At 71.4% G+C, this 21,281-nt stretch carries 18 protein-coding genes; 2 read left to right on the top strand and 16 right to left on the bottom strand.

Translation table 11 applies throughout. The features are described 5' to 3' along the window. Positions 1-18: 18 nt before the first annotated feature. The 14 genes from AC2YHB_RS25025 to AC2YHB_RS24960 form a co-directional block, all read right to left on the bottom strand. Positions 19-684: a histidine phosphatase family protein gene (locus tag AC2YHB_RS25025; RefSeq protein ID WP_487354813.1), complete on the bottom strand. Its 666-nt coding sequence runs from the start codon at positions 682-684 to the stop codon at positions 19-21. After that, the gene (locus tag AC2YHB_RS25020) at positions 684-1,745 is read right to left on the bottom strand and encodes a phosphotransferase family protein (protein WP_487354812.1); all 1,062 of its coding nucleotides are present in this window, start codon (positions 1,743-1,745) and stop codon (positions 684-686) included. Before AC2YHB_RS25020 ends, AC2YHB_RS25025 begins: the two co-directional genes overlap by 1 nt. Beyond that, positions 1,742-2,545: an SDR family NAD(P)-dependent oxidoreductase gene (locus AC2YHB_RS25015; protein ID WP_487354811.1), complete on the bottom strand. Its 804-nt coding sequence runs from the start codon at positions 2,543-2,545 to the stop codon at positions 1,742-1,744. Before AC2YHB_RS25015 ends, AC2YHB_RS25020 begins: the two co-directional genes overlap by 4 nt. Positions 2,546-2,776: 231 nt before the next feature. Beyond that, positions 2,777-4,249, bottom strand: a complete 1,473-nt coding sequence (locus AC2YHB_RS25010; RefSeq protein ID WP_487354810.1) for a hypothetical protein — start codon at positions 4,247-4,249, stop codon at positions 2,777-2,779. After that, positions 4,221-4,943: an ABC transporter ATP-binding protein gene (locus AC2YHB_RS25005; protein WP_036543697.1), complete on the bottom strand. Its 723-nt coding sequence runs from the start codon at positions 4,941-4,943 to the stop codon at positions 4,221-4,223. Before AC2YHB_RS25005 ends, AC2YHB_RS25010 begins: the two co-directional genes overlap by 29 nt. Before the next feature lie 178 nt (positions 4,944-5,121). Next, the gene (locus AC2YHB_RS25000; protein ID WP_487354809.1) at positions 5,122-6,615 is read right to left on the bottom strand and encodes a CoA-acylating methylmalonate-semialdehyde dehydrogenase; all 1,494 of its coding nucleotides are present in this window, start codon (positions 6,613-6,615) and stop codon (positions 5,122-5,124) included. Then, a complete protein-coding gene (locus AC2YHB_RS24995; protein ID WP_487354808.1) occupies positions 6,612-7,928 on the bottom strand; it encodes an aminotransferase class III-fold pyridoxal phosphate-dependent enzyme in 1,317 nt (438 codons plus the stop codon). The genes AC2YHB_RS25000 and AC2YHB_RS24995 overlap by 4 nt, the downstream gene beginning before the upstream one ends. Before the next feature lie 2 nt (positions 7,929-7,930). Continuing rightward, complete coding sequence (locus AC2YHB_RS24990) at positions 7,931-9,112, bottom strand: ABC transporter substrate-binding protein (RefSeq protein WP_487354807.1); 1,182 nt, start codon at positions 9,110-9,112, stop codon at positions 7,931-7,933. Between the two features lie 46 nt (positions 9,113-9,158). Next, on the bottom strand, positions 9,159-9,977 hold the full coding sequence (locus AC2YHB_RS24985) for an ABC transporter permease (RefSeq protein WP_179648810.1): 819 nt from the start codon (positions 9,975-9,977) through the stop codon (positions 9,159-9,161). Then, a complete protein-coding gene (locus AC2YHB_RS24980; RefSeq protein ID WP_487354806.1) occupies positions 9,974-10,822 on the bottom strand; it encodes an ABC transporter ATP-binding protein in 849 nt (282 codons plus the stop codon). Before AC2YHB_RS24980 ends, AC2YHB_RS24985 begins: the two co-directional genes overlap by 4 nt. Continuing rightward, positions 10,819-11,724, bottom strand: a complete 906-nt coding sequence (locus tag AC2YHB_RS24975) for an ABC transporter permease (RefSeq protein ID WP_179648809.1) — start codon at positions 11,722-11,724, stop codon at positions 10,819-10,821. The genes AC2YHB_RS24980 and AC2YHB_RS24975 overlap by 4 nt, the downstream gene beginning before the upstream one ends. A 70-nt stretch (positions 11,725-11,794) precedes the next feature. Further along, positions 11,795-12,823, bottom strand: a complete 1,029-nt coding sequence (locus AC2YHB_RS24970; protein ID WP_036543713.1) for a TIGR03842 family LLM class F420-dependent oxidoreductase — start codon at positions 12,821-12,823, stop codon at positions 11,795-11,797. 65 nt (positions 12,824-12,888) lie between these two features. After that, complete coding sequence (gene hydA / locus AC2YHB_RS24965; protein WP_036543714.1) at positions 12,889-14,322, bottom strand: dihydropyrimidinase; 1,434 nt, start codon at positions 14,320-14,322, stop codon at positions 12,889-12,891. Next, positions 14,319-15,167, bottom strand: coding sequence for a nitrilase-related carbon-nitrogen hydrolase (locus tag AC2YHB_RS24960; protein WP_179648807.1), 849 nt, complete (start codon positions 15,165-15,167; stop codon positions 14,319-14,321). Before AC2YHB_RS24960 ends, hydA begins: the two co-directional genes overlap by 4 nt. Before the next feature lie 113 nt (positions 15,168-15,280). Here AC2YHB_RS24960 and AC2YHB_RS24955 point away from each other — a divergent pair, with 113 nt between their 5' ends. After that, positions 15,281-16,639, top strand: coding sequence for an aminotransferase-like domain-containing protein (locus tag AC2YHB_RS24955; RefSeq protein ID WP_487354805.1), 1,359 nt, complete (start codon positions 15,281-15,283; stop codon positions 16,637-16,639). A gap of 233 nt (positions 16,640-16,872) precedes the next feature. On the opposite strand, the gene AC2YHB_RS24950 is transcribed toward AC2YHB_RS24955, so the two are convergent. Then, positions 16,873-19,062, bottom strand: coding sequence for a 3-hydroxyacyl-CoA dehydrogenase NAD-binding domain-containing protein (locus AC2YHB_RS24950; RefSeq protein WP_179648805.1), 2,190 nt, complete (start codon positions 19,060-19,062; stop codon positions 16,873-16,875). Between the two features lie 45 nt (positions 19,063-19,107). Next, positions 19,108-20,319, bottom strand: a complete 1,212-nt coding sequence (locus AC2YHB_RS24945) for an acetyl-CoA C-acetyltransferase (protein ID WP_036543718.1) — start codon at positions 20,317-20,319, stop codon at positions 19,108-19,110. 131 nt (positions 20,320-20,450) lie between these two features. On the opposite strand from AC2YHB_RS24945, the gene AC2YHB_RS24940 reads away from it, so the two are divergent. Continuing rightward, positions 20,451-21,173 (top strand): MerR family transcriptional regulator, encoded by a 723-nt coding sequence (locus tag AC2YHB_RS24940; protein ID WP_487354804.1) that lies wholly within the window; start codon positions 20,451-20,453, stop codon positions 21,171-21,173. Positions 21,174-21,281 lie beyond the last annotated feature (108 nt).

Genomic DNA, 21,281 nt, shown 5'->3' with positions numbered 1-21,281 from the left:
CCCTAGGCGTCAGTTGCCTCAGCGGTAGGTGACCAGGTCCCGCGGCAGATGGGGGTGCTCGTTGAAGGTCAGCAGCCGGGCCCCCGTGGAGCCGACGATGACCCGGGTGACCGAGGTGTTGGCGATGACGGTGTTGAAGCGGGCCCAGACCGGCCCGATCTCCCCGCCCTCCAGTACGACGAGCGACGCGGCCAGCGCCGCGATCACTCCCCCGGACGTCACCACCAGCGCGGGGCCCGGCAGGTCCGCGGCGGCGTCGAGCGCACGGCGGGTGCGGGCGATGAAGGCGTCGTACGGCTCGGGGTAGCCGGCGCTCGCGTCGGCGGCCGCCCAGTGGGCGGTGGAGACCTCGAAGTGCTCCTGGAAGGCACGGCGGTCGACATCGTGCGCCATCGTCACGCCGGTGAGCTCGGCATGGCGGGCCAGGACGGCGAGGTGGTCGAACTCCGCCCAGTCGTGGTCGATACCGGATGCCGGGTCGAGACCCGCGCCCTCGGCGATCGCCTCCCAGGTCTCGCGGTGACGGCGCATCCCGCCGTGCACGACTGAGGCAGGCGCGGGGCCGTGCTCGGCGAGCCAGCGGCCGAGCGTCCGGCCCTGCTCCCACCCGGTGTCCGAGAGCACGTCGTAGTCGTCGGCCCCGAAGGAGGCCTGGCCGTGGCGGACCAGCAGCAGGATGCCCATCAGCCGACGAGCCCGTCGTCGAGGATGCGGCGGCAGCGCGCCTCGAACCCGGCGACCGCCGGGCCGAAGGCGGCGTAGGCCTCGTTGGTGGTCTGACCGTGGAAGTAGCGGTACCAGATCTGCTGGGCGATGACGGCGAACCGGAACAGCCCGAAGACCTCGTAGAACCGCCACTCCTGCGCACTGAGCGAGAGACCGCGGCGCTCGAGGTAGGCGTCGATGACCTGCTGCCGGGTCCACATGCCGGGGTCGGCCGTCGGCTGTCGGCGCGTCATCCGGAAGAAGTCGTCGTCGTCGGCCTGCACCCAGTAGGACAGCGCGCAGCCGAGGTCCATCAACGGGTCGCCGACCGTCGACAGCTCCCAGTCGAGGACGCCGATGATGCGGGTCGGGTCGTCCGCGTCGAGGACCATGTTGTCGAAGCGGTAGTCGTTGTGGATCATCGCGGACCCGGCGTCGGCGGGCTGGTGGGCGTCCAGCCAGCCGGTGATGTCGGACCAGTCGCCGGTGTCGTCGGTGCGTGCGTTGGCGAGACGCCTGATCCAGCCGCCGACCTGCCGGGCGACGTACCCCTCGCCCTTGTCGAGCGCCGCCAGCCCGGGCACCGCTGCCACGTCGATCGAGTGCAGCGCGACGAGGGTGTCGACGGCGTTGTCGCAGAGGCGGCTCGCCTGCTCCGGGCTGACCGGGAAGCCGAAGTCGCGGCGCGGGATCAGTCCGTGCAGCCGCTCCATCACGTAGAGCTCGCTGCCGACCGGGCTGTCCTCCTCGGTGCAGTGGGCGACCATCTCCGGCACCTGCGGGAAGACCGGCTTGAGGGCCGACTGGATCCGGAACTCCCGGCCCATGTCGTGCGCGCCCTTGGCCTTCGTGCCCGCCGGCGGGCGGCGCAGGATCAGCTCCGGCCCCTCCGCCATCCGCAGCAGGTAGGTCAGGTTGGAGGCGCCGCCGGGGAACTGCCGCACCTCGGCGATCGGCCCGCGGCCCAGCCAGTCGGCGACGGCCGCGACGTCGAAGGCGTCCTCGTCGCGGACCGGGCGCGACTCGTCCGTGGCGGTCACCGGGCGTTCTCGGCGATCACGTCGAGCTTGCGCGCCTGGGCCCGCATCACCGCGTCGTACGCCGCCCGGTCGGCCTGCTTCAGCTGGTAGGCCCCGCGGGCCGCCTCGTCCGGGATGATCAGCTCCGTGCCGGCGTCGATCGCGTCGAGCACCGCGGTGGCGATGTCGTCGGCGCTGATCGGGCTGTCCTCGACGAGCTTCGTCATCACGTGCTGCAGCGCCGCGTCGCGCCCCTCGACACCCGCCATCAGGTTGGTCCGGAAGTAGGACGGGCACACCACATGCGCCGTCACCCCGTGCGCCGCGAGCTCGTGGCCCGTGGTCTCCGTCAGCGCCACGACGGCCGCCTTGGTCGCGTTGTAGCCGGCCATCCCGGCCGGGTGCACGAGGCCCGCCAGCGAGGCGACGTTGACGATGCGGCCGCTGCCCTGGCGCTTGAAGAGCGGGGTGAAGGTCGCCGTACCCCGCACCGCGCCGAGCAGGTTGATGTCCACGAGCCGCTGCCACTCGTCGATGCCGGACACGTCCAGTCGTCCGCCGCCCGCGATGCCGGCGTTGTTGACGAGGACGTCCAGGCCGCCCCACTCCCGCTCGACGTGCTCGCGCGCGGCCGCCCAGTCGGCGTCGCTGGTGATGTCGAGGCGGAGCTCGCCCGCCGACTCGTCCGCGACCCGGTCCGTGCGGAGCACCCGCGCTCCGCGGGCCTCCCAGGCCGAGGCGAAGGCCGCGCCGAGCCCGGAGGCGGCGCCGGTGATGAGGACCCTGGTCTGCGGCTGCTGGTTCGACTGCTGGTCGGTCACCCGGCCGACACTACTGACTGCCTGACCCGCCGGTCGTCGAGGAGGTCGCGCAGCGACGACCCCCGATCGTCGAGGAGGTCGCGCAGCGACCGTCACGAGACGTGGCGACACGGTTCGCCGGGCTGTCGTCGGTGGCCACCGGTCCGGAGGATCCCCGGTCACAGCGGGTGCACCGGAGCCAGAGGTCTCGAGACGGTCGCTGCGCGACCTCCTCGACCACCGCGACGACCCTCAGGCGGCGACCACCGCGACGACCTCGGCGCGGGCGACCGGATCGGCCCACCGTCGTACCGAACGGGCGATGCGGAGCGCCGACACCAGGACCAGCACGGCGGCGACCGCGAGCAGCAGGTCGACCCGGCCCGCGGTGGCGAGGCCGGTGAGCAGCAGGCCGGCGACGGTGGTGGCGACGGCGAGGCGCAGCGAGTAGCCGACCATCGCGAGCGGCGGGGCCGGGGTGGCGCGCGCGGAGCGGAGGTCGACGGCGTGCGGGTGGGCGGCGGACCAGCGCAGACCGGCGGAGACGGACTGGGCGACGACCACGACGAGGGCGAGTACGACGGCAGCGAGCTCCGCCGCGGTGGGGCGCCCGGCCCGGACCGCCCCCAGCAGCAGCGTGACCGCCCCGGCACCGAGGAGCAGCTCGGCGAGCACCCACGCGCGGGCGGCCACGACCGTGCGCGGCGCGACGGGGAGGGTCTCGCGCCAGAGCATCCCGCGGCCGTCGAGGCACCAGAGGTTGACGCCGAACAGCAGTACGCAGCCGGCGGCGACGAGGCCCGGCATCAGCACCAGCGCTGGCCAGTCGAGGCCGCCGGCGAGGGCGACCGACCCGGGGGCGAGGGCGAGCAGCCACGTGCCGCGGCGCAGCGGAGCGCTGCGCCAGACCGAGCCGCGGTCGATCCGGCGGAGCACGACGAGGTCGCTGCGCGGCGTCGGCCGCGGCGCGTGGGCACGGGTCTCGAGGCGGCCCTCGTCACGGGGCACCAGCCGGGCGACGGCCCCCGCGAGACGGGCGCCGAGGACAACCAGCCCGACGCTCACCACGACCAGCGTCACCACCACGACGGCGATGAGCGCACCGTCCCGGATCGTCGCCGCGACGACCCCCGCAGGACCCGCCGCGAGCAGACCGGCCACGACGAGCGGCAGCGCCAGCCGGACGGGAAGCAGCCCGCGGTGGCGCCGTCGCAGCCACTCCGAGGTCCACCCCACCGCCTGCGCCAGCACCGTGGAGGCCACCAGCCAGCACAGCGCCACCACCGGCGCGGCCGGGACCCCGACGGCCGACGCGAGCCCGAGCAGCGCCCAGGCCTGGATCAGCCAGCCGGCGCTGAGTGGCGCGAGCAGCAGGGCGCCGAGGTGGTCGGTCAGCGGACTGATCGGGTGCACGGCCGCGGCGTCGCGCGGCAGCAGCTCCCGACCGCCTCCACTCGCCGCGGCGCTCCCGACGGCCACGAGCGCGACCCCGACCAGGCCCGGCTGCAGCAGCCGCGCCAGCCCCGGATCGACCGCGACCCACGCCGGCACCACGGCCGCGGCCACGGTGGCCAGCCCGAGCACGGCCAGCGCGAGCGCGGCGGCCCGCCGGCGTTGTACCGTCGCGGCGCGGAAGCGGAGCAGGTGGCCGACGTCGCGCACCGGGTGGGCGCACGCCCGCCGGTGCGGCGTCGGCTCAGCCGGCGAGCAGCGCGCGGTAGGCACGGGCACCGTCGTCGCCGGCCATGAAGCCGGACGAGATGGTGGCCATGCGCGTCCCCCCACGCAGCACCGCCACCTCCGAGCACACCTCGACCGCCAGGTCGCGCAGGTGCGTGGAGACGAGGACGGCGGCGCCACGGGCGCGGGCGTCCTCGATCACGTCGAAGGTCGCCTCGACGCCGACCGGGTCGACACCGTCGAAGGGCTCGTCGAGCAACAGGACCTCGGGCTCGTGCAGTGCGGCGAGGACGACGCTCAGCCGCCGCGACATGCCGTGGCTGAAGCCCGCGGTCACCCGGTGCGCGACGTCGCCGAGGTCGAAGCGCTCGAGCAGCGCCCGGCCGCGCATCTCCCAGTCGGCGAGGTCACGCAGGCGGGCGCTGAGCTGCAGGTGCTCCCACGGCGTCGCACGGGGGACCAGCCCGCCGACGTCGGGGCAGTACCCGACGACCCGCTTCGCCTCGAGCGCGGCCTCCCGGACGTCGTACCCACCCACGAGGGCGGTGCCCGACGTCGGGGGTACGACGCCGGCGAGCACGCGCATCGTGGTCGACTTGCCGGCTCCGTTGCGGCCCAGCAGCGCCATCGACTGGCCCTGCTCGACGCGCAGGTCGACACCCGTGACGGCCTCGACCGATCCGAACTGCACCCGCAGGCCGTCCACCAGGACGCCGCGGAAGGACTGCCTCCCCGTCATCGGTCCATCCTCGCCACGGCGCGGGCCGGGCGGGACGGCCGAAGCGCCCGACCGGGGTAGTCCGATCGGGCGGGTCGAGCCGGGACCGGGCGCCGTGGGAGTTTCACCGGCCGGCCGGTGAAACTCACGCTTGGACGACGAAGTTTCATCGTCCAAGCGTGAGTTTTCTCGTCCAGGGTCAGGTGTGCTGCGGGAACCCGAGGTTGAGCCCGCCGTGCGACGGGTCGAGCCAGCGCGAGGTGATCGCCTTCTCGCGGGTGAAGAACTCCACGCCCTGCGGGCCGTAGGCCTTCGCGTCGCCGAAGATCGACGCCTTCCAGCCGCCGAAGGAGTGGTAGGCGACGGGCACCGGGATCGGGACGTTGATGCCGACCATGCCGACCTCGACCTCGCGCTGGAAGCGCCGGGCCGCGCCACCGTCGTTGGTGAAGATCGCGGTGCCGTTGCCGTAGGGCCCGGCGTTGATCAGCGCCACCCCGTCGGCGTACGACGCCACCCGCACCACCGACAGCACGGGTCCGAAGATCTCGTCGGTGTAGACGGTCGACGTCGTCGGGACGCGGTCGATCAGCGTCGGGCCGAGCCAGAAGCCCTCGGCAGCGCCGTCCACCTCGACCTCGCGCCCGTCGACGACGACGGTGGCTCCGTCGGCGGCGGCGACGTCGAGGTAGCCGGCGACCTTGTCACGGTGCTCGCGGGTGATCAGCGGGCCCATGTCGCAGGAGCGGCGGCCGTCGCCGGTGACCAGCTTGCCCATCCGGTCGCGGATCTTGTCGATCAGCTCGTCGGCGACGGGCTCGACGGCGACGACCACGGAGATCGCCATGCAGCGCTCGCCGGCCGAGCCGAAGCCCGCGTTGACGGCGGAGTCCGCGACCAGGTCGAGGTCGGCGTCGGGCAGCACCAGCATGTGGTTCTTGGCGCCGCCGAGGGCCTGGACCCGCTTGCCGTGGGCGGTCCCGGTCTCGTAGACGTAGCGCGCGATCGGGGTCGAGCCGACGAAGGAGACCGACGCGACGTCGGGGTTGACCAGCAGCGCGTCGACGGCCTCCTTGTCGCCGTGGACGACATTGAAGACACCGTCGGGCAGGCCGGCCTCGGCGAGCAGCGCGGCCATCCAGTTCGCGACGCTCGGGTCCTTCTCGCTCGGCTTGAGCACGACCGTGTTGCCGCAGGCGATGGCGATGGGGAAGAACCACATCGGGACCATCGCCGGGAAGTTGAACGGGCTGATGATGCCGACGACGCCGAGCGGCTCCTTCACGGAGTAGACGTCGACGTCGGTCGAGACGTTCTGCGAGAAGGCGCCCTTGGCGAGCTGCGGCATCGCGCACGCGAACTCCACGACCTCCAGGCCGCGCGCGACCTCCCCCGCCGCGTCGGAGAGCACCTTGCCGTGCTCGGAGGTCAGGATCGCCGCGAGCTCGTCCTTGCGGGCGTTGAGCAGCTCGCGGAACCCGAAGAGCACCTGCTGTCGCCGCGCGATGGAGGTCTCCCCCCAGCTCGCGAAGGCCTCCTTCGCGACGGCGACAGCACGATCGACGTCGGCGGCGCTGCCGTAGCGCACCTGCCGGGCGACCTGCCCGAGGGCGGGGTCGTAGACGGGCCCGGTCCGGTCCGACGTACCGGCGTCGGGCCCTCCCGCGATCCAGTGGTCAAGGACTTCGGTCATGTCAGCTCCTCGTCGAGCAGGGTCAGGACGGCGTCGTACGCCGCCAGCGCCTCGGCCACCTCGTCGGCGGTCACGACACAGGGCGGGACGACGTGGATGCGGTTGTCGGCGATGAACGGGATCACGCCGCGGGAGACGAGCTCGGCCTTCGCCCGTCCCATGACGGCCGGGGCGACCGGCGCGCGCGTCGCCCGGTCGGCGACCAGCTCGAGCGCCCAGAACACCCCGACACCACGGGCCTCGCCGACGACCGGGTGCTTCTCGGCGAGCTCGGCCAGGCCGGGGCCGAGCACGTCGGTGCCGATCTTGCGGGCGTTGTCGACGATGCCCTCCTCGGCCATCGCGTCGATCGACGCGACGATGGAGGCAGCGGCCAGCGGGTGCCCGCTGTAGGTGAGGCCGCCGGGGAAGACGCGGTCGTCGAAGGTCGCCGCGATCGCGTTGCTCAGGACCACGCCGCCCACGGGGACGTAGCCGGAGTTCACGCCCTTCGCGAACACGATCAGGTCCGGTACGACGTCGTGCGCGTCGAGCGCGAACCACTCACCGGTCCGCCCGAAGCCCGCCATCACCTCGTCGAGGATGAGCACGATCCCGTGCTCGTCGGCCAGCGCGCGGACCCCGGCGAGGTAGCCCGGCGGCGGCACCATGATCCCCGCGGTTCCCGGCACGGTCTCGAGCAGGATCGCGGCGACGCTCTGCGGTCCCTCGCACTCGACGACCCGTCGCAGGTGCTGGAGCGCCCGCTCGCACTCCTCCTCCGGCGTGGTCGCCCAGAACTCCGAGCGGTAGAGATAGGGCCCGAACACGTGGACGTGCCCGCGGGCGTACTCGTTGGGCAAGCGCCGCCAGTCGCCGGTGGAGACGATCGCGGCGCCGGTGTTGCCGTGGTAGCTGCGGTAGGTCGAGACCACCTTGTCGCGGCCCGTGTGCAGCCGCGCCATCCGGATGGCGTTCTCGTTGGCGTCGGCGCCTCCGTTGGTGAAGAACACCTTGTCCATGCCGGCGGGCGCCCGCGCCGCGATCCGCTTCGCCGCCTCACCGCGGGTGAGGTTGGCGGTGGCGGGCCCGATCGTCGCGAGCGTCGCCGCCTGCTCCTGGATCGCGGCCACCACCCGTGGGTGCTGGTGGCCGATGTTGACGTTCACCAGCTGGCTGGAGAAGTCCAGGTAGGTCCGTCCGGAGTGGTCCCAGACCCGGGTGCCGAGACCCCCCGCGACGACGAGCGGCGCGAGCGCCGCCTGTGCGCTCCACGAGTGGAAGACGTGCTCCTTGTCGAGCTGCGCCGCGAGGGCGTCCCGGTCCTCGGTCATGCCTACTTGCCGCCTTCCTTGAGCTCGACGGTGATCGGCTCGAAGTCGGCGCCCTTGGTGTCCACGCCGTCCTCCTCGAGCTCGGCGAGCGCCTTCTCGACGTACTCGTTCGTGTACGCCGTGGCCGGCGGCTCCTTGGAGATGATGGTCGCGCCGGTCTCGTTCTTGGTGTGCAGCGCGATGTCGACGGTCTGCTTCCACGCGGCCTCGTCGATCACGCCGACGCCGTTGGTGGAGGGCCAGAGCAGCTTGTTGACCTCGTTGGTCATCCAGAGCTGGTGGCTGGTGCCGAGCTCGGAGCCGGACTCGGCCACGATCTTCGCGGCGTCCTCGGGGTTGTCGCGGACGAACGCCCAGCCCTTGATGCTGGCCTTGATGAACTTGACCGTCTGCTCCTCGTAGGCGGCGTCGGACAGCTTCTCGGTCTGCGCCCAGATCGCGTCCTGGAGCATCGCGGAGCCGACCTCGTTCCAGTCGATGACGTTGAGGTCGTCGGGCGTGTAGAGCTCGCCGGTGTCCGGGTTGACCGTCTCCAGCACCTGCGCGTACTCGTTGTAGGTCATCGCCTGGGCGGCGTCGATGTCACCGGCGAGGAAGGCGTTCATGTCGAAGGCCTGCTGCACCAGGTTGATGTCGCCCACCCCGACACCGGCCTCCTGCATGCCCGCGAAGAGCTCCCACTCGTTGCCGAAGCCCCAGCTGCCCACGGCCTTGCCCTTGAGGTCGGCCGGCTTGGTGATGTTCTTGTCCTTGAAGGAGATCTGCGTGGTGGCGCTGCGCTCGAAGATCTGCGCCACGTCGGTGATCTGGGCGCCCTGCTCGATCGACCCGAGCACCTTCGGCACCCACGAGATGGCGTAGTCGACGTCGCCGGAGGCGAGGACGTCCTGCGGGACGATGTCGACACCGCCCTCGACGATCTTCACGTCGAGGCCCTCGTCGACGTAGTAGCACTGCGCGACGGCGGCGTAGTAGCCGGCGAACTGTGCCTGCGAGACCCACTGGAGCTGGAGGGACACCTCGGTGAGGTCTCCCGCGTCCCGGGCCTCCTTCGTCTTCGCCGCGCAGTCCTTGTTGGAGGCGACGTCGACCTCGGAGTCGCTGTCGCCGTCGTCGCTCCCACAGCCGGAGGCGACCAGTACGAGGGCGGCGGCGGTGGCGCCCAGCTTCAGTGTTCTCTTCATGCGATTCTCCTGTTTCCTCGGGGGTGGGGTTCCGAGACGGGGGTGCTCAGGACGGTCGGTGGTGGCGCGAGAACCACAGCTCGACCAGCAGCGTGACGACGTAGAAGAGCAGGCCCAGCACGATCGCGCCGGACACGTAGGCCCACGCCAGCGGGTAGTTGCTGCTCGCGGCCGACGAGGTGATCGACTTGCCGAGACCGCCGATCGGTCCGCCGAAGTACTCCGCGATCAGCGCGGCGATCACGGCGAGCGACGAGGCGACGCGCAGGCCCGTGAAGACGTACGGCGTCGCGGTGGGCAGGGTGACCGTGCGGACCACCTGCCAGCGGCTGGCGGCGCACGCGGTCATCAGGTCGAGGTGGACCTGGCGCACCTGGCGCAGCCCACGCAGCGTGTTGAGGTAGACGGGGACGGCGACCGAGATGCCGGCGACGATGATCCGGCCGGTGTCGACCGCGGCGCCGAACATCGAGTAGAGCACCGGCGCCAGCGCGACGATCGGGATCACCGCCAGGGCCGCGACGACCGGCGCCGCCATCTGGTCGACGAAGCGGAAGCTGCCGGCGAGCATCGCGCCCGCGACGCCGAGCACGGCTCCGGCGAGGGTGCCGATGAGCGCGTTGCGCCCGGTGACCCGGGCCCCCTTGACGATCGAGTCCAGGTGGTCGGTGACCTGGGTCCAGATCGCGCTCGGCGCCGGCAGTACGTAGGGCTTGACGTCGAAGGCGTCGACCACCCACTCCCACGCCACCAGGGCGAGTACGCCGACCGCGAGCGGCGCGAGCACGGTGCTCCACCGGACGTCGGTGATCGGCAGCCGGGCCCGGGTGTCGCGGGCCGGCGCGGCGCTGGCGACGGTGGTCATCTGTTGTCGACCCCCCGCGCGGCGCTGGCGGGCTCGGGCGTGCCGTGCAGCAGGGAGCGGACCTCGCCCACGGCGCGGAAGAAGCCCTCCTCGTCGCGGGCGCCGGCGGAGCGGTCGTGGGCGGCGACCATGCCGTCGGCGCGGACGTCGACGACACCGGTGATCCGACCCGGCCGCGGCGACATCACCACGACCCGGTCGGACAGGAAGACCGCCTCCGGGATCGAGTGGGTCACGAAGAGCACGGCGGCGCCGGTCTCCGCGCAGATCCGCACCAGTTCGTTCTGCATCCGCTCGCGGGTGATCTCGTCGAGGGCACCGAAGGGCTCGTCCATCAGCAGCAGCCGGGGGCTCTCGGCCAGGGCCCGCGCGATCGCGACCCGCTGCTGCATGCCGCCCGACAGCTGGTCGGGGTGGCTCTTCGCGAAGTCGGTCAGGCCGACCAGCTCGAGCAGCTCCTCGACCCGCTCCCGGCGCACGTCGGAGTTGATCCCGTGGAGCTTGAGCGGCAGGTCGACATTGCCGGCGACGGTGCGCCAGGGCAGCAGCCCGGACTGCTGGAAGGCGATGCCGTAGTCGTGGTCGAGCCGAGCCTGCCGGGCGCTCTTGCCGAAGACCGAGATCTCGCCCGAGGTCGGGCTGTCGAGGTCGGCGACCAGGCGCAGCAGGGTGCTCTTGCCGCAGCCGCTGGGTCCGATGAGGGACACGAACTCCCCGGCGGCCACGGTGAGGTCGACCGCGCTGAGGGCGTCGACCCGCTTGCGGCCCTTGCCGAAGACCCGGTGGGCGCCGCGGACCTGGATCGCCGCGTGGCCGGCGGTGGGGTCGCTGGCAGCGTGAGTCATCGAGGGGCTCCTGTCAGTCGGAACGGGCGGAGGACGAGGCCGAGCAGGCCGACGGCACCGGCGGCCACGAGCCCGATCGCGACGGCGCCGAAGATCGGCGCCCACGGCTTCGCCGGGTCGCCACTGGCGGCGACCGCGTAGTCGATGACCATCCGGCCCAGCCCGCCCTTGAGGCCGATCGAGACCTCGGCCACGACCGCGCCGATCACCGCACTGGCCGCGGCGAGGCGCAGCGCGGGCAGCAGGAAGGGCACGCTCGCCGGCAGCCGCAGGGTGAGCAGGGTCCGCCACCAGCCGACCCCCAGCGCGTGCATCAGGTCGAGGTGGGTCTGGTCGGGCGACTTCAGCCCGCGCAGGGCGCCGACCGCCACCGGGAAGAAGGCGAGGTACGCCGCGATCACCGCGACCGAGTCCTGGCTCGTCCAGGTGTAGCCGCCGATCTCGATCTCCGAACCCCACCGCCGCACCAGCGGCGCGATCGCGATGAGCGGCACGGTCTGGCTCAGCACCACCCACGGCAGCAATGCCGACTCGACGATGCGGAACCGGCTCATCGCGAGCGCCAGGACGAGCCCGACCACCACGCCGATCACCCAGCCGCGGGCGGCCAGTCCGAGCGAGAACATGCTGGCGTCGTACACGGCGGAGAAGGCGTCGGGGGCGCCGCGCAGGGAGGTGACCGGCTCGCCGAAGCGCTGCAGCATCTCCCAGGAGTGCGGCATCGCGAGGTCGGTCGTGCGCGGCAGGATGCGCGTGTCGCCGACCAGCACGCCCTGCTCGGGCCCGAACGCCTTGTAGAGGTCCCACGCGGCGACGACCGCCGCGACCCCCAGGACTCCGAGGAGGACGCCGCGGAAGCGGGACAGGAACGCCGCCAAGGTCAGGCCCTGCCCTTCTCGCATGAGCGCTGCGGTACCTCGCTCCGGCACACCTCGCTGGCGCTCGGCGTACCTCCGCGGGGGTTCCTCACGCTCATGCCTTCGCGGTGACGTGCTCGCGCAGCGCCGGCATGATCGACTCCCCGTAGACCCGCAGCGTCTCCTCCTTGTTGTCGTGCTGGAGGTAGACCGCGAACTGGTCGACGCCGATGTCCTTGAGCTCCTTGAGCTTGGCGATGTGCTGCTCGGGGGTGCCCAGGATGCAGAACCGGTCGACGATCTCGTCGGGCACGAAGTCGACGTGGTCGTTGTCGGCCTTGCCGTGGGTGTTGTAGTCGTAGCCGGTCCGGCCCCTGATGTAGTCGATGAGGACCTCGGGGAAGTCCGCCTCCTCGCCGTACTTCTCGACGATGTCGGCGATGTGGTTGCCGACCATGCCGCCGAACCACCTGGTCTGGCTGCGCATGTGGGTCCACGACTCGGGGGTGTCCGCGCCGACGTACGCCGGGGCGGCGACGCAGAAGGTGAGCGAGTCCGGGTCGCGGCCGGCGTTGGAGGCGGCCGTGCGGACCTGCTCGATCATCCACTTCGTGACGTCGACGTCGCCCAGCTGCAGGATGAAGCCGTCGCCGACCTCGCCCGCCGTCTTGAGCGCGAGCGGCCCGTACGCCGCGATCCACACCTCGAGGGCGGAGGTCCGCGCCCACGGGAACTGCAGGGTCGCACCGTTGACCTCGACGGGCCGGCAGTTCGCCAGCTCACGGATCACGTGGGTCGCCTCGCGGACCTCCTTGAGCGTGCACGGCCGGCCGTTGAGGACGCGCACCGCGGAGTCGCCGCGGCCCATGCCGACGACGGTGCGGTTGCCGTACATCTCGTTGAGGGTCGCGAAGACCGACGCGCTGACCGTCCAGTCGCGGGTCGCCGGGTTGGTCACCATCGGGCCGACGATCACCCGGTTGGTCTCGGCGAGGATCGCCGAGTAGATGACATAGGGCTCCTGCCAGAGCAGGTGGGAGTCGAAGGTCCACACGTAGTCGAACCCGTGCTCCTCGGCCAGCTTCGCCAGGCCGACCGTGCGCCACGCCGGGGGGTTCGTCTGCAGGACGACGCCGAAGTCCATCTCTTCTCCTTGCTTTCCGGTCCGGTGGTCGAGGAGGTCGCGCGGCGACCGTCACGAGACCCCGGTCAGACCAGGTACTGCGTGAGGTCGCGCTTGAGGAACTGGCCGTGGCCCTTGGTGCCCTTGAACTCGCCGTCGGCGACCAGCACCGTGCCGCGCGAGATGGTCACGTCGACGTGGCCGTCGATCTCGAAGCCCTCCCACGCGGAGTGGTCCATGTTCATGTGGTGGGTGCGGCCCTCGCCGATGCCGATCGAGGTGTGCCCGTTCGGGTCGTAGACGACGATGTCGGCGTCGGCGCCCGGCTGGATCACGCCCTTGCGCCCGTAGAGGCCGAACATCCGCGCCGGCGTGGTCGAGATCAGCTCGACCCAGCGGGACAGGGAGATCCGGCCGTCGACGACGCCCTGGTAGAGCAGGTCGACGCGGTGCTCGATCGAGCCGATGCCGTTGGGGATCGCGCGGAAGTCGTCCTTGCCGAGCGTCTTCTGGTCCTTCATGCAGAAGGGGCAGTGGTCCGTCGACACCATCTGCAGGTCGTTGGTGCGCAGGCCCTGCCACATCGCGTCGAGGTGGCCCTCCTCCTCCGAGCGCAGCGGCGTCGAGCAGACCCACTTGGCGCCCTCGAAGTCGCCCCACTCGTCGCTGCGCGCGCCGAGCTGCTTCTCCAGGGAGAGGTAGAGGTACTGCGGGCAGGTCTCGCCGAAGACGTTCTTGCCCTTGTCGCGCGCCCACGCCACCTGCTCGACGGCCTGCTTCGCGCTCATGTGCACGATGTAGAGCGGCGCCTCGGTCAGGTCGCTCAGCATGATCGCCCGGTGGGTCGCCTCCTCCTCCATCTGCCACGCGCGAGCGATGCCGTGGTAGTACGGCGCCGTCCTCCCCGACTCCGCCAGCTGGGCCGCGAGGACGTCGATCGCCGGGCCGTTCTCGGCGTGCATCATCGTCAGGAGCCCCAATTCACGGGCCTTCTGCATGGCGCGGAGGATCTGCGCGTCGTCGCTGTAGAACACGCCGGGGTACGCCATGAAGAGCTTGTACGACGTGATGCCCTCGTCGACGAGGTTCTCCATCGCCTTCAGCGACTCCTCGTCGACCCCGCCGATGATCTGGTGGAAGCCGTAGTCGACCGCGCAGTTGCCCCCGGCGAGCTCGTGCCAGTGGGCGAGCCCGTCCTCGACCCGCTCGCCGTACTTCTGGACCGCGAAGTCGATGATCGACGTCGTGCCGCCCCACGCAGCCGCCGTCGTACCGGTCTCGAAGGTGTCGCTGGCGAAGGTGCCGCCGAAGGGCAGCTGCATGTGCGTGTGCGCGTCGATGCCGCCCGGGATGACGTACTTCCCGGTGGCGTCGATGACGGTGTCGGCGGTGACCGGTCCGAGGGACTGGTCGCCCGGCGCCAGCAGCGCCACGATCCGCTCGCCGTCGACGAGCACGTCCGCCTCGACCGTGCCGGTCGCGTTCACGACCGTGCCGCCCTTGACCAGGAGGGTGCTCATGGCTGGGCGATCCGTCCGTACGAGTCGGGCCGGCGATCGCGGTAGAACTGCCAGTCGTCGCGCATCTGCTGGACCATGTCGAGGTCCAGGTCGCGCACCAGCAGCTCCTCCTTCTCGCTGCTGCCGAGGTCGCCGACGAAGTTGCCGCGCGGGTCGATCACCTGGCTGGTGCCGTAGAAGTTGACCGCCTCGTCGCCGTACTCGTTGTCCTCGAGGCCGACCCGGTTCGGCTGGAGGACGAAGTAGCCGTTGGCGACCGCGGCACAGGGGCCCTCGACCTCCCACAGCCGGTTGGAGAGACCGGGCTTGGTGGCATTGGGGTTGAAGACCATGTGCGCGCCGCCGAGGCCCAGCTCACGCCAGCCCTCGGGGAAGTGGCGGTCGTAGCAGATGTAGGTGCCGACCTTGCCGACCGCGGTCTCGAAGACGGGATAGCCCAGGTTGCCGGGCCGGAAGTAGAACTTCTCCCAGAACTTCTCCACGTGCGGGATGTGGTTCTTGCGGTACTTGCCGAGGATCGTGCCGTCGGCGTCCACCACGACGGTGGTGTTGTAATAGACGCCGGTCTGCTCCTCCTCGTAGATCGGGAGCACCAACACCATGCCGAGCTCCTTGGCGAGCGCGGCGAAGCGCTGCACGATCGGGCCGTCGGCCGGCTCGGCGTAGCGGTAGTACTTCTGGTCCTGGGTGATGCCGAAGTAGGGGCCGTAGAAGAGCTCCTGGAAGCACATCACCTGGGCGTTGTCGGCGGCCGCGTCGCGGGCGAACTGCTCGTGACGGTCCAGCATCGAGGCCTTGTCGCCGGTCCAGGTGGTCTGGCTGATGGCTGCTCGAACAATGGTCAACGTGCACCTCCGGGGGGATCGGTGTTTCGTTATCCTTGGGGCTGAACATTTCGCTTCGATTTCTCGCCTGTCAAGGGTTTTCGCATGCACGGATCCGGTGAGAGGGTCAGCCCGTGACCGCGGGGCCTGATCTGTCGACGCTGGAGGACCGCACCCCCGCGGGCATCGCGGGCGCCTTCAGCCGCGCCATCCGGGCCGGTGACCTCTCCCCCGGCGACCGGCTCCCGACCGTGCGCGAGGTCGCCGCCGAGCTGGGCGTGTCACCGGCCACCGTGTCCGCGGCCTGGCAGGCGCTGCGTCGTACCGGTGGGGTGGTGTCGCGCGGGCGCGCCGGCACCTTCGTCAAGGACAGCCCGACGCCGTGGCTCTCCCCTCGCCAGCGCGGCCTCGTCGGCGCCGGCCCCGACGGGCTGCGCCTCGACCTCTCCCGCGGCACCCCCGACCCCCAGTTGCTGCCCTCGCTCGGCCCGGCCCTGCACCGCGTCTCCCAGCGCGCCGGGACGCTGACCTACCAGGACCAGCCCGTGCTCCCCGAGCTGCGCACCGTCCTCGAGGCCTCCTGGCCCTACGCCGCCGAGGCGCTCACCGTCGTCGACGGTGCCACGGACGGCGTGGCCCGCACACTCGAGCAGGTCGTCGGGTACGGCGACCGAGTGGTCCTCGAGTCGCCCGGCTTCCCGCCGTTCTTCGACCTCGTCGAGGCGCTCGGCGGCGAGGTGGTGCCGGTCGAGCTCGACGACCGCGGCATCCGTCCCGAGTCGTTGCGGCGCGCGCTCGCCACCCGCCCCTGCGCGGTCGTGCTCCAGCCCCGCGCCCAGAACCCGACCGGTGTCGCGACCGACCCGGAGCGCGCCGAGCGGCTGGTCCGGGTGCTGCGGCGCTCGTCCCACGAGCTGCCGTGGATCGTCGAGGACGACCACTCCGCTGGCATCAGCACCTCCGCCGACGTGACCCTCGCGACCTGGCTGCCGGAGCGGGTCGTCCACGTGCGCTCGTACTCGAAGTCGCACGGCCCCGACCTGCGCATCGCCGCTGTCTCGGGGCCCTCGGAGATGGTCGACCGGATCGTCGCGCGCCGCATGCTGGGCCCCGCCTGGACCTCCCGGATGGTGCAGACGATCCTGCTCGACCTGCTCACCTCGGCCCAGGCCCTCGACGAGGTCGGCGAGGCGCGGCGCCAGTACTTCGCCCGCCAGCGCACCCTCGTCGCCGCCCTCGCCGAGCTCGGCGTGGACCTGCCGGCGCCCGACGGGATCAACCTCTGGCTGCCGGTCCGCGACGAGCGGGCGGCCCTCGTGCACCTGTCCGCCTCCGGCATCCGGGTCGCCGGGGGCACGCCCTTCCTGGCGGGCGGAGCCGATGCCGGCGGGCCCGGCAGCCCGTCGTACGTCCGGGTGACGTCGGGCCTGGTCTCCCCCGACGACGCCCCCGAGGTCGCCGCCGCCCTCGCCGCCGCGGCCCGCGAAGTGTGAGGTCTTCTCCGCCGAGGTGTGAGAGTTTCTCCGCCGAAGTGTGAGGCCTTCTCCAGTGAGGTGTGACCACTGCTGGTGCCCGCGGAGAATTCGTCACACCTCGACGGAGAAACATCCCCACTTCGGCGGAGAAACTCTCACACTTCGCGGACCACCAGACCGGCCCCGAAAAACACACCGGCCCGACTCGTGAACGAGCCGGGCCGGTGCGGTGGAGCAGGTGGATCAGTGCGTCAGGCGGGGAAGCCCTTGCCGGACGCGGCGAGGTCGCGCAGCCACTGCGTGGGCTGGAAGCGGTCGCCGTACTTCTCGGCGAGCTCCTCGGCGCGGGCGATGAAGGCGTTGAGGCCGATCTCGCCGGTCGCCTTGTTCTCGTAGCCGGTCATGAACTGCGCGGCACCACCGGTGTTCGGCGGGAAGCCGATGCCCATGATGGAGCCGATGTTCGCGGCGGCCGCCGAGGTGATGACGCCCTCCTCGAAGGTCTTCGCGGTCTCGAGCGCCTCGGCGAAGAGCATCCGGTCACGGATGTCCTGGATCGGCGGCTGCTCCTCGGCGAGCGGGAACAGCTCCGACAGGCCGGCCCAGATCGAGCCACGCTTGCCGTCCTCGTAGTCGTAGAAGCCCGCGCCACGCAGGCGGCCGGCACGACCGGCCTCCAGCATCTTGCCGACCACGGCCTGGCCCGGGTGCACCGGCAGGTCGGGGTTGGCGTCGGCGGTCGCCTTGGCGATCTTGGCCATCAGCTCGAGGTTGAGCTCGTCGGAGAGCTGCAGCACCGGGGCCGGGTAGCCGGCCGAGGTGGTGGCCCGCTCGATGGAGTACGGCGCCACGCCCTCCGCGAGCATCGCCATGCCCTCGTTGACCATGAAGCCGATGACGCGCGAGGTGTAGAAGCCACGGCTGTCGTTGACGACGATCGGCGTCTTGCGGATCTGCAGGACGACGTCGTACGCCTTGGCGAGGGCCTCGTCGGAGGTCTCCTTGCCGGCGATGATCTCGACGAGCGGCATCTTGTCGACCGGGCTGAAGAAGTGGAGGCCGATGAAGCGCTTGGCGTCCTCGGGGTTCTCCAGGCCGGCAGCCAGGTCGGTGATCGGCAGCGTCGAGGTGTTCGAGCACAGCAGGGCGTCGGGCGCGAGGTGCGGCAGGATCTCGGCGAAGACCTTGGCCTTGAGGGCCGGGTCCTCGAAGACCGCCTCGATCACGATGTCGGCGCCGGCAGCGGCGGCCGGGTCGGCGGTCGGGGTGATCCGGCCGAGCAGCTCGGCCTTCTTCTCCTCGGTCGACTTGCCGCGGCTGATCGCCTTGTCGAGCAGGCCCTCGGAGTAGGCCTTGCCCTTGGCGGCGGCCTCGTCGGAGATGTCCTTCAGGACGACCTCGGCGCCGGCCTTCGCCAGCACGTAGGCGATGCCCGCACCCATCATGCCGGCGCCCAGGACGACGGCCTTCTTCGCCTTGTAGGGCTCGATGCCCTGCGGGCGCAGCGAGCCCGAGTTGATCGCCTGCAGGTCGAAGAAGAACGCCTGGATCATGTTCTTCGAGCCCTGGTTGACGACCAGGTTGGCGAGATAGCGCGACTCGATCCGCGAGGCGGTGTCGAAGTCGACGAGCGCGCCCTCGACCGCGGCCGAGAGGATCGCGCGCGGCGCGGGGTAGTCGGCACCCTTGAGCTGCTTGCGCAGCAGGGCCGGGAAGGCCGGGAGGAAGCCGGCGAGCGCGGGGCTCTTCGGCGAGCCGCCGGGCATCTTGTAGCCGGGGGCGTCCCACGGCGACAGGGCGGCCTCGGGGTTGGCCTTGATCCACGCCTTCGCGGCGGGGACCAGCTCCTCCTGGGTGGCGACGAGCTCGTCGACGACACCCTTCTTGAGCGCGGTCTCCGGGTTGAACTGGGTGCCCTGCAGCAGGACGTCCATCAGCGCGGTCTGCAGGCCCCACTTGCGTACGGCGCGGGTGACGCCGCCGCCGCCGGGGAGCAGGCCGAGGGTCGCCTCGGGCAGGCCGACCTTGATCTTCGGGTCGTTGACCAGGATCCGGTGCTGGGTGGCGAGGGTGATCTCGTAGCCACCACCGAGCGCGGCGCCGTTGATGGCCGCCACGACCGGCTTCGGGAACAGCTCGAGCCGGCGCAGGGCCTGCTTGATGCTCTCGCACTGCGCGAACACGTCGCCCGCGTTCTCCTTGGTGGTCTGGACCATCAGCTTGAGGTCGCCGCCGGCGAAGAAGGTCTTCTTGGCGGACGTGATGACGACACCGGTGATGTCGTCCTGCTCGGCGTACAGGCGCTCGACCGCGGCCGCCATGGACTCGCGGTAGAGCTCGTTCATGGTGTTCGCGCTCTGGTTGGGGTCGTCGAGCGTGAGGGTGACGATGCCGTCGGCGTCGCGGTCGTAGCGCACCGCGGTCTGCGTGTCAGTGCTCATGTCTTCTTTCGGTTCCGTGAAAGTTCGAGGATTCGGGTACGACGCTCAGACGAGCTCGACGATGGTCGCGATGCCCATGCCGCCGCCGACGCAGAGCGTGGCGAGGCCGCGGCGCAGGTCGCGTCGCTCGAGCTCGTCGATCAGCGTGCCGAGGATGATCGCGCCGGTGGCACCCAGCGGGTGGCCCATCGCGATCGCGCCGCCGTTGACGTTGGTGATCGAGTCGTCGATGCCCATGTCGCGCATGAACCGCATCGCGACGGCGGCGAACGCCTCGTTGATCTCGAACAGGTCGATGTCGCCGACCTCGAGGCCGGCCTTGGCCAGCGCCTTGCGGGCCGCCGGGGCGGGACCGGTGAGCATGATGATCGGGTCGGCACCGGACACCGCGGTCGCGATGATCTTGGCCCGCGGGGTCAGGCCGAGGTCCTGGCCGACCTGCTCGTTGCCGATCAGGGTCAGCGCGGAACCGTCCACGATGCCGGAGCTGTTGCCGGCGTGGTGCACGTGGTTGATCTTCTCGAGCCAGTGGTACTTCTCGAGCGCGACGTCGTCGAAGCCGGCGTCGGCGCCGAGCTGGGCGAACGACGGCTTCAGGCCGGCGAGGCCCTCGACCGAGGTGTCGGGGCGGACGGTCTCGTCACGGTCGAGCACGACCAGGCCGTTGACGTCCTTGACCGGGACGACCGGGCGGTCGTAGTAGCCGTTGGCCCACGCCTTGGCGGCACGGTGGTGCGACTGGGCGGCGTACGCGTCGACGTCCTCGCGGCTCCAGCCCTCGATGGTCGCGATCAGGTCGGCGCCGATGCCCTGCGGCACGAAGCCCGCCTTGAACGCGGTGGCCGGGTCGGACGCCCAGGCGCCACCGTCGGAGCCCATGGGCACGCGGCTCATCGACTCGACGCCACCGGCGATGATCAGGTCCTCGAAGCCGCCACGGACGCGGCTGGCGGCCTGGTTGACCGCCTCGAGGCCCGACGCGCAGAAGCGGTTGAGCTGGACACCGGCGACGGTGTCGGGGAGACCGGCGGCGATCGCGGCGGTCTTGGCGATGTCGCCACCCTGGTCGGCGATCGGCGACACGACACCCAGCACGACGTCGTCGATGCGGTTGGTGTCGAGACCGGGGTTGCGCTCCTGCAGCGCGTCGATCAGCCCGACGACGAGGTCGACCGGCTTCACCTCGTGGAGCGTGCCGTTGGCCTTGCCCCGGCCGCGCGGCGTGCGGAGGTGGTCGTACACGAATGCTTCTGCCATGACCGTCCTTGTGTCCTGGTTCGAGTGGCGTGGTGCGGCAGTCGCGAGGCGCGCCGCACGGGATGGATGTCCCTGGGGTCGATTGTGACACTATTACTGTCATGGTCAAGAGCGAGGGTCCAGCAGGTGGTGTGACGCACACCGCACCGGGCGGCAGCCCGGAGCCGGTGCTGCTCACCCTCGAGGAGCTCACCGAGCGCACCGGACTGACCGTCCGGACCGTGCGCTTCTACACCTCGCGCGGCCTCGTCCCGCCGCCGATCCGGCGCGGCCGCTCGGGCTACTACTCCGCCGAGCACATCGCCCGGATCGAGCTCGTCCTCGAGCTGCAGAGCCACGGCTTCACGCTCTCGGCCATCGAGCGCTATGTCGCCGGCATCCCCGACGACGCCACGCCCGAGGAGATCGCGCTGGCGCGCACCATGCTCGCGCCGTGGCAGTCCGACCTGCCCGTCGAGATGGACCTCGCCCAGCTGGAGAGGAAGGCCGGGCGCGAACTCTCGGCCGACGACCTCGCCACGCTGCAGGCGCTCGGCGTGCTGCGGGTCCGCGGGTCGTCGTACCTCGTCGCGAGCAACCAGCTGGCCATCGGCGTGCGCCTGCTCGAGCTCGGCTTCCCCCGCGAGGTCGCCGTCGCGGCGGCCGCGGTCTACCAGGAGCACGGCGAGCAGATGGCCAAGGAGCTCTACGAGGTCATCAACGAGCAGCTCGCCCCGTTGTACGACGACGCGGCCACCTCGGAGCACTTCCGCGAGATCATGGAGCGGCTCAAGCCGCTGTCCGTCGGCGGCCTCGTGACCGCCTACGAGTCGGCCGTCGCGCGGGCGGCACGGAACCCGCGCGGCCCACGCTGAGGTCACCGGGCCGGGAGCCGTTCACCTACCGAATTTGTCGTCCTGGGGCCGCGCGGAGGACGAATTCGGTAGGTGAACCGCGGATCAGCGGCGGCCGGAGCTGAAGCT

This window comes from Nocardioides sp. SRI_004, assembly GCF_057586415.1.
This window is presented reverse-complemented; position numbering and strand designations above follow the sequence as displayed.